Source organism: Dickeya sp. MK7 (assembly GCF_000406305.1).
Taxonomy (GTDB): Bacteria; Pseudomonadota; Gammaproteobacteria; order Enterobacterales; family Enterobacteriaceae; genus Dickeya; species Dickeya fangzhongdai.
Genome location: NZ_CM001984.1, coordinates 2,781,935 through 2,790,730 on the forward strand (window position 1 = coordinate 2,781,935; position 8,796 = coordinate 2,790,730).

Below are 8,796 nucleotides of genomic sequence, written 5' to 3' on the forward strand. Positions count from 1 at the left end.
TGGCTGGTTATGACGTCTGACGAAGCTAAAAAAAACGCCGACAACCGGGGCAACCGCTGGGCATACCCGTGGAATGCGCCCCGTTCCGCCATTCTGCCCGAATCCAGCGCATTGTCCGCGGATACCCTGCAGCAGGGACAGGCGGTACTGTATCGGCTGGCGTTGCTGCCGCGTTTTCTGGCCGGCCATTTCCGCCGCCGTTTCGATTATTTGAAGCAGCATCAGGGACTGGGTGCCGCGTTCAACTACCTGTTATCGGTGGTTCAGCGTCGGCTCTGGCCCCGAATCGACGCCGTCAACGCCCGCTATCGGATGAATACCGCCTGCTCTTCACGCTTCATCAGCGAAGCGGAGCAGTATCATCAGTTGCCGGATATGCCGGACAAGGTTCTGCGGGCGTTTGCCAGCCGTATCGCCGCCCACATGAACGATGCCTACCATGCCTACTGCGAACGCTACCTGCAGGAATGCCCCGGCGATAATCAGGCGAATTTATTCAGCGATGAAACACAAGCGCGCATCTATGGCCAGTTAGCGACGCTGGCGCAAGCCCTAAACGTGGCGCCCGCCCACTGGCAACGCCATCAAAACGGGACGCTCACGCTGGAACAGGCATGCGCCGGCATTATGCGGCTGGTCACCCCCCGCTGGTGGGAACGCCAGTTGAAAATTCAGCGAACCCGCTGGCGTGAAGCATTGTGGATTGCCAGCGGCGAGGTGAGCCGGGCCGCATCCCCCTTTCTCAGCCGCCAGGCGCTGCAGGATATCCGCTACCGCCGTCTGGCGACGCTGGATTTTCTGAAAAGTCGCGAGCTGGAAAATACCCGCAACGGCGAGCGGGTCGATTTGATCGATAAAGTCATGGGCAGTATCGCCAATCCGGATATTCGCCGTATGGAACTGATGACCATGCTGGCGGGTATTGAGCGTTACGCTACCGCACACCATCACATCGGCATGCTGGTGACGCTCACCGCTCCCGGCCACTACCATCCCACCCGTACTCGCGGTCACGACCGGGTATTGGTCAACACAGGGTGGATGCCGGACTGTCCTTCGCCCAAAATGACCCAGCATTATCTGGTCCGGCTATGGGGAAAAATCCGCACTGCGCTCAAAGACCGTAAACTGCAAATCTACGGATTGCGGGTCGTTGAACCCCATCACGACGGCACGCCGCACTGGCACATGATGCTGTATTGCGAACGCGCGCAGCGTCAGGCGATCGTCGATATCCTGCGCCGTTACGCCCAGTCAAATGAAAGCGACCGCGCCGTGGCGCACCGCCGCCGGTTTGACTGCAAGCATATCAACAAGGGCGGCGCGGCGGCGTACGTCGCCAAGTACATCGCCAAAAATATCGATGGCTATGCGCTGGACGGCGAATCCGACCACGAAACCGGCAAGCCGCTGAAAGACATGGCCGCCTCGGCCTCGGCCTGGGCCTCGCTCTGGCGCATTCCTCAATTCCATTTCATCGGGCTGCCCACGATTGGCGCCTACCGCGAATGCCGACGCATTCGCAGCCGGTCATTACAGGATGCGCTGGGCGAACAGGCAGAAACGGTGAGGAACGCGGCGGATCGCGGCGACTTCGCCGCCTATATCGAGGCGCAGGGCGGCGCGAATGTCGCCCGGCAACATCAGTCGGTTCGTGTCGCCAGAGCCGCCAGCGAACGGCTGAACGCCTACGATGAAACGATCGTGCGTACCGTCGGTATTTTTTCCGCCCAGCGCGGCCGTGAACGTGTATTCACCACCCGCCCGGATGAATGGCAGATCGTGGCCAAAAACCACGCCGCTGTCGATATCGCCGATCGCCGCCGGCCGGCTCTGCCTTGGAGTTCTGTCAATAACTGTGGGGGCGCGTTTTCACCCGGCGCGCTCCCTTACCCATTTCGCGATATTCCCCGCGTTCCTTCAGCGCGGCTAACCTATTTTCAGCGCGATCGGCTGGCGTCGTTGCGCCCCCGTCTTAGCCGGCAGGGTATCGAAATCTCACGCTGGGAGCGGGAGGCGCTGGTACGCGGCGCCAGCGTGAAAATTGACGGCCAACTGATTGATGAATTTAGGAATAACGCGATATCCGCCGTTGATGAAAAGTGCATCATGAGCGCACAGCGCCTGCACTTATGAGTTGACGAATACTACTGAATAAAGTACTGTATATAAATACAGTCTCACAATGGAAGAGGTACCGTGGAACAGACTGAAAACAGAGAGCTGACCTTGTCAAGGATTCGATTAATTGCCGATATGTCATTGATATCACAATGCGATCCTGAAGAAATGAAAATCGCCATGTCGTTGATCGCCGACTTATCTCACGGCGAGCTCCCGGAGAGTGATTATCAACAGTTTCTGAAGAACAGCAGTGATGGACAGCAGCTTAAAGCATGGTTCGAACAACAAATGTTGTAAGGGATTTCGATGGATAATAATGACCGACGTGAAATTCCCTGGCCGATCGCCAGAGGCACGTGCAAATTAATGGATTTTCTCTGTGGCTAACACGCCAGACTAATACGCAGCAAAAATTTTTTCGTATCCAGACCATTCCATAAAACGGTCTGACCGGCCAAAGCTGGTATATACATTTTGGCATTAATTTTAATTTCGACTCAGTGCGAACCTGTTCGTTGGTGACGTTTTTTCTTTAACACCGTAGTACGGAATTAGGGTAATCCCATGTAAGAAAATTTGTTAGCGACATTACCCCGGCTTTTCCAGTACCTTTAATGCGCAATACCCCCTGCCAGCAAAGATTGGCAGGGGTCAAAATAGGTAGAGTGACAATAAGCAGCAGACACAATCAATAAACCCCCAACATTATTTCCCGTATTTCCCGCCTGTTGTTGTGCCATCCGTCCGACACCTTTCCGGCATTGCGACCAGTACCGATCCTCTGGAGGATAAAGGACCAGAAATAACCTGTTTTATTCGACCTTATTTTATCCGAACTTAAAGGTATCACATGAAAGTTTACGCCCATCAGGACGACACCCTGGATGCGCTCTGCTACCGCTATTATGGCCGCACGCAAGATGTGGTGGAGACGGTTATGCAATCCAATCCGGGGCTTGCGGATCTTGGTCCGATTCTGCCGCACGGCACCGCCGTCACGCTGCCCGACATGAATGCTTCCGGCTCGCAGGAAAGCGTCAATATCTGGGAATAATTCCGGACTATCCGGCTCCATGCTCGCCTTCGGCAAATAACACATGGAGATCGCCGCCACACCAGGAACCTTATCATGCAAAAACCACAAAGCCTCAGACTTGCACTGACCACCGCATTGCCCGCGCTGGGTAATGCGTTACAGTTTCGGATCCAGGAGGGGGAAATCGCCGCGTTGCAGGAGCCGTCCCTGTCGTTTGAATACCGCTATCAGTTGCTGCTGACGCTGAATAATTTCTCTGACAATCCCGACACCCTTTTTGTCACCCTGCTGCTCTGGGTGCGCCAGAACCAGCCGGATTTGTTAACGCGCGAAGGCATTCGCAATAAAGGCATCAGTTTTACGATCGACAACAATGCGGACAACACCAGCACACTATCCGTTCGGCTCAATCTGACGGAGCGCAACCGTGTCAATGAACAGAATCAAAGCCTGCAGGTGCATTATGAACCGGAACCAACACCGCCCGAGCCGGTGAGTCGACCCACTGCGCTGTATATCGCCGGCGAGCTGGTCAGCCAGTGGAAAGGGAACTGATCCCTTCAGATATCATTTCTTCCGTGAGGGCCGTTGCGAATACGGCCTGTTTTCTTCACAGGAAACGATAAATCATGATTATTTTATGATTTAAAATACTTATCCTATACCCTAAATAATTCGAGTTGCAGGACAACACGCTGGCGTGTTGAACAACGCTACGCGTTGGCCCTTTAGGGCAAGGCTCATAAGAGCCTTGTAACGCGGCAACCGAGTGAATCCCCAGGAGCTTACATAAGTAAGTGACTGGGATGAGCGACAACGCTGCCGGGAGCAGCGTTGAACGCGGTTTACCGCGGCCCGCAGGGGCGAGGCCCAGGGATGGGCCGAGTAATAAAGCCAACGCACCTGCAACGTGAAGTATGACGGGTATATTTATTTCCAGCTCGTAATTTTCATAATAAAAGATTATCACCGCAGTCTATCTGACACGCGCCCTCATCTTCTTCATCGCAAATTATTTCAGAAATCGTTTTCTACTGTTATCGCCCGGGATTAATCAGTAATACCCTATTACCTTCCATGTTTCGTCAGCGAAAACCGGCTGATGTTATTACCTCGCCTGCTCTCTTTTGGATTGAATAACTGAAGGGAAACACAATTGGATAAAAGCCGAAGTTTGCCACGTAATATACGAAAGGAATTATTCCACTTTAAACATTTCGGTAACAATGAAGGATTTCTTTATTACCCGAAAATCATGGAAGATATCCGTCCTTCCCTTCCTGAAAACACGCCCCCCTATTGCAACGGCAATCGTGAAAAATCCAGAAAGTTGCTCAATCTGTTCGGCTGTCATTTAGGCGACCCGTATTGCAGCCAAACTGCCGTTCCCGGTGCCTCACCGCAGCTCGCCAGCATTTTTTCTTCCTACGGATTGCTGAAGTCCGCCGCGGACTCGCCAACGCCGGTGTTTACCCAGCCCGACTTTCTGCTGCTGTATTGCCTGTGTGAAACGTCCGTCTTCAAAATACTGGTCGGCATCGCCAGTCTTCGCCATGTCATTGCGCATGTGGATCAGCACACCCGCACCGAATTATGTCTGCCGCAGTATGCGCTGCGCCCCGGCGCCGTCAGCCAGGAAAAAACGCCGTTCAGTCTCCTCAGCGCCGACCACGATCCATTTCTAACCTGTACGCCTGACCTGGCGTATCCCCTGACTTCGCCCGCCAGACATGCGCTGTTGAAGCTCGACCCGCTGCTGAAAAACAGCATGCAATGGCTCAATCTGAAGCGGGGCGATCTGCTCATTATCGACAACCGTCGCAGTGCCCACACCTGCGTGCCATTCACCCCGTTCTTCCGACAGGACTCGCCTTATCTGACGCACATGTTCGTCAATAAACCGGACCCGGCGCGACACTGATCCCTTACGCCTGTCTGGCCGCGCCACGGTGGTTTACCGTGAGGCAAAAGTCGTAACGTAAAAGTCGTGGCGCAAAGATCGGTGGGGCCATCCGCCACACAACCACGACAAATTGTCTCATTCCGCGGGAAGACGCATGCTTCCCACCATGAATACATACGAATATCTCTCCGAAATCCAGCGCGCGCTGCGTAACCTGATTCGTATCGGCGTCATTACCGAAGTCGATACCCAACAGGCACGCTGCCGCGTGCAGACCGGTGGCATGGTCACCGGATGGCTCCACTGGATGTCCCGTCGTGCGGGGAGTTCCCGCGAATGGTGGGCGCCGTCGGTGGGTGAACAGGTGTTATTGCTTGCAATAGGAGGCGAACTCAATACGGCATTTGTTTTACCGGGTATTTACAGCGAACACCATCCGGCCCCATCGGCCTCTGCGGATGCCTGCCACATCCGTTTCCCTGATGGCGCGGTGATGGAATACGAACCGGCCAACGGCGCGCTGACCGTCACCGGCATCAAGAGTGCGACGGTCGTCGCATCGGAATCGGTGACCGTCACCACGAAAAACGTCACCGTCAACGCAAGCCAGCGCATCACGCTGGACACCCCGGAAGTCGTCTGTACGCACAAATTAATCACCCAGACCATCGACGTTCAGCAAGGCGGCAGCATCACCGGCAGCGTCACCCACTCGGGGGGAAGTTTCTCCTCCAATGGCGTGGTGGTGCATACCCATCAGCACAGCGGCGTACAGAATGGCGGCGGCACAACAGGAGGACCTTTATGACCAGCACGTCATACACCGGCATGAATCGCAGCACCGGCGGCAGCCTCAGCGATCTGGAACATCTGCGCCAGAGCGTGCGCGATATTCTGACCACTCCGCAAGGCAGCCGGGTCATGCGGCGCGATTACGGTTCGCTGCTTTCCACCCTGATCGACCAACCGCAAACGCCCGCGCTGAAACTACAGGTGCAGGCGGCCTGCTATGTCGCGTTGCTGAAGTGGGAGCCGCGGCTGACGCTGACCTCCATCTCAATGGAAAGCCACTACGACGGCCAGTTGATTGTGGATATTTCCGGCACCCTGGCCGGCAACGGCACATCCCTTTCGTTAACCATTCCCGTGAGCTGAGATCATGCCTCTTATCGATTTAAGTCAGTTACCCGCCCCCAGCGTGGTCGAAACGCTGGATTATGAAACCCTGTACGCCACACGCAAAGAAACCCTGCTGTCGCTCTACAGCGCCGACGAGCGTGAAGCCATCGCGCGCGCCCTGACGCTGGAATCGGAGCCGATGGTGAAACTGCTGCAGGAAAACGCCTACCGTGAGCTACTGCTGCGCCAGCGCATCAATGAGGCCGCTCAGGCCGGGATGCTGGCGTTTGCTCAGGGCAACGATCTGGACCAGTTGGGCGCCAACGTCAACGTCTCCCGACTGCTAATCACCCCGGCCGACACCTCCACCGTTCCCCCGACCGCCGCCGTGATGGAGTCCGATACCGATTTTCGTCTGCGCATTCAGCAGGCTTATGAGGGCCTGAGCGTGGCAGGTTCCATCGGCGCCTACCAGTTCCACGGGCGCAGCGCCAGCGGCCAGGTGGCGGATATTTCGGTCATCAGCCCCGGCCCCGCTCAGGTGCTGGTGTCGGTCCTGTCGCGGGAAAACGACGGCACCGCCAGCGATACGCTGCTCGCCACCGTCAATGCGGCGCTGAACGCCGAAGACGTCCGGCCGGTGGCTGACCGGGTTACCGTCAAATCGGCGGTGATCGTTCCTTACGATATCAATGCCACGCTTTACCTGTATCCCGGCCCGGAAGTCGAGCCGATTCGCGCCGCCGCCGAGAAGAAACTGCAGAGTTACGTCAGCAGCCAGCACCGGCTGGGCCGCGATATCCGCCGCTCCGCCATCTACGCCGCATTGCATGTGGAAGGGGTACAGCGGGTGGAATTGACCAGCCCAGCGGCGGATATCGTGCTGGACGATACTCAGGCGTCGCACTGTACCGGCTATACCCTAACGCTGGGGGGAACGGATGAATAAAAGCCCCCTACTGCCACCCGGTTCATCGCCGCTGGAACATGCCGTTGCCCTCACCGGCGCCGGGCTGGAGCAGGTGCCGATTCCGCTGCGTCAGATCTGGAATCCGGATACCTGTCCGGTCGAACTGCTGCCCTATCTGGCCTGGACGCTATCGGTCGATCGTTGGGATGAAAGCTGGTCGGAAGCCGTCAAACGCAAAGTCATCAAAGATGCGTTTTTTATCCACCGCCACAAGGGCACGATCGGCGCGCTGCGCCGGGTCGTTGAACCGCTGGGATATCTGATTCGCATCAAGGAATGGTGGCAAACCGGCGACGCCCCCGGCACCTTCCGGCTGGATATCGGTGTCCAGGAGTCAGGGATCACGGAAGAGTCCTTTCAGGAACTGGAGCGACTGATTGCCGACGCCAAACCGGTGAGCCGCCAGATGCTGGGGTTAAACATCAATCTGGACAGTTCGGGTCCGCTGTCAATGGGCGCCAGTTCCTATAGCGGCGACGAACTCACCATCTACCCTTACTTCCCGGAAACCATCAGCGTTTCTGGCGACGAGATCAATGGCGCGGCTATCCACCTGATTGATGACATACGTGTCGGCGGTTGATTTCCCCACTCGTTCCAAGCCAGCCTGAGCTGGCTTTTTTTATGGCTGCATCGCCGCCGAATGTGGTCTTCACATGTTGTCTCCCTCTGCGAACAACGCCCGCTGGATGCGCTGGCGGCGCTGACTTCGCATACTACCTCTACCCAGGCAGTGTCCCCGGGTAAAGCTCTTCACGACCAAAGCGGGCGCACGTACCCCAGCTCATCGTTCTATAACCCGATAACGCCTTTGGGGTCTGCGTCCGCAACGCGCGCCGGGACACCGCCTACCCACAGCCGGGCATACCGGTGGTCATCACCTGTCGGCCAGCCCGGCTTCTCCGATGTCGCCCTGCGGCATCCTATTCTGTTAACCGTATGAGTAATCTGCATGAGTACAAAATACTTTGCTTTACTGACGAACACCGGCGCGGCGAAGCTGGCTAGCGCCACCGCGCTGGGTAGCCACCTGGCTATCACGCAAATGGCGGTGGGCGATGGCGGCGGCAGCCTGCCGACGCCGACGCCCGCTCAAACCAAACTGGTCAATGAGAAACGCCGCGCCGCTCTCAACGCGCTAAGCATCGACGCGCAAAACACCAACCAGATCATTGCCGAGCAGGTTATTCCTGAGAATGAAGGCGGCTGGTGGATCCGGGAAATCGGCTTGTACGACAGCGACGGCGATCTGATCGCGGTCGCAAACTGCGCCGAAACCTATAAACCACAGTTGCAGGAAGGATCAGGCCGGGTGCAAACCGTGCGCATGATCCTGATTGTCAGCACGACCGAAGCCATTACCCTGAAGATTGACCCGGCGGTGGTGCTGGCTACTCGTCAATACGTCGATGATAGCGCCATTAAGGCCAAGGCTTACGCCGACACCCAACTCGGCGCCCATATTGCCGCCGCCAACCCTCACCCGCAGTACGCTCCGCTCAATAGTCCGGCGCTGACCGGCGCGCCCACCGCGCCAACGGCGCAGAAAAGCGCAAACTCCACACAGTTGGCCACCACTGCGTTTGTCAAAAACGTCGCCCTGCAAAAAGAGCAGAACGGCGCCGACATCGCAGACAAATCAGC

The 8,796-nt window shown here is 56.7% G+C and carries 10 protein-coding genes; all 10 read left to right on the forward strand.

Going from position 1 to position 8,796, the window contains the following annotated elements; genetic code table 11:
* Positions 1 to 9: 9 nt before the first annotated feature.
* Positions 10 to 2,136: a replication endonuclease gene (locus tag DXXMK7_RS12080; RefSeq protein ID WP_038919310.1), complete on the forward strand. Its 2,127-nt coding sequence runs from the start codon at positions 10 to 12 to the stop codon at positions 2,134 to 2,136.
* Between the two features lie 63 nt (positions 2,137 to 2,199).
* The gene (locus DXXMK7_RS12085; RefSeq protein ID WP_038658013.1) at positions 2,200 to 2,421 is read left to right on the forward strand and encodes a hypothetical protein; all 222 of its coding nucleotides are present in this window, start codon (positions 2,200 to 2,202) and stop codon (positions 2,419 to 2,421) included.
* A gap of 553 nt (positions 2,422 to 2,974) precedes the next feature.
* On the forward strand, positions 2,975 to 3,178 hold the full coding sequence (locus tag DXXMK7_RS12090; protein WP_038919311.1) for a tail protein X: 204 nt from the start codon (positions 2,975 to 2,977) through the stop codon (positions 3,176 to 3,178).
* Positions 3,179 to 3,253: 75 nt separating this feature from the next.
* Entirely contained in the window at positions 3,254 to 3,715 is a 462-nt protein-coding gene (locus DXXMK7_RS12095; protein WP_038919313.1) for a phage tail protein, read from the forward strand.
* Positions 3,716 to 4,415: 700 nt separating this feature from the next.
* Positions 4,416 to 5,081, forward strand: coding sequence for a hypothetical protein (locus DXXMK7_RS12100; RefSeq protein ID WP_038919314.1), 666 nt, complete (start codon positions 4,416 to 4,418; stop codon positions 5,079 to 5,081).
* 148 nt (positions 5,082 to 5,229) lie between these two features.
* Entirely contained in the window at positions 5,230 to 5,871 is a 642-nt protein-coding gene (locus DXXMK7_RS12105; protein ID WP_038919315.1) for a phage baseplate assembly protein V, read from the forward strand.
* A complete protein-coding gene (locus DXXMK7_RS12110) occupies positions 5,868 to 6,218 on the forward strand; it encodes a GPW/gp25 family protein (protein ID WP_038919316.1) in 351 nt (116 codons plus the stop codon). Before DXXMK7_RS12105 ends, DXXMK7_RS12110 begins: the two co-directional genes overlap by 4 nt.
* Before the next feature lie 4 nt (positions 6,219 to 6,222).
* The gene (locus tag DXXMK7_RS12115; protein WP_038919318.1) at positions 6,223 to 7,131 is read left to right on the forward strand and encodes a baseplate J/gp47 family protein; all 909 of its coding nucleotides are present in this window, start codon (positions 6,223 to 6,225) and stop codon (positions 7,129 to 7,131) included.
* Positions 7,124 to 7,735, forward strand: a complete 612-nt coding sequence (locus DXXMK7_RS12120; RefSeq protein WP_038919319.1) for a phage tail protein I — start codon at positions 7,124 to 7,126, stop codon at positions 7,733 to 7,735. The genes DXXMK7_RS12115 and DXXMK7_RS12120 overlap by 8 nt, the downstream gene beginning before the upstream one ends.
* A gap of 369 nt (positions 7,736 to 8,104) precedes the next feature.
* Positions 8,105 to 8,796 (forward strand): phage tail protein (locus DXXMK7_RS12125; protein WP_038921000.1); only part of this gene is annotated, 692 nt, incomplete at its 3' end.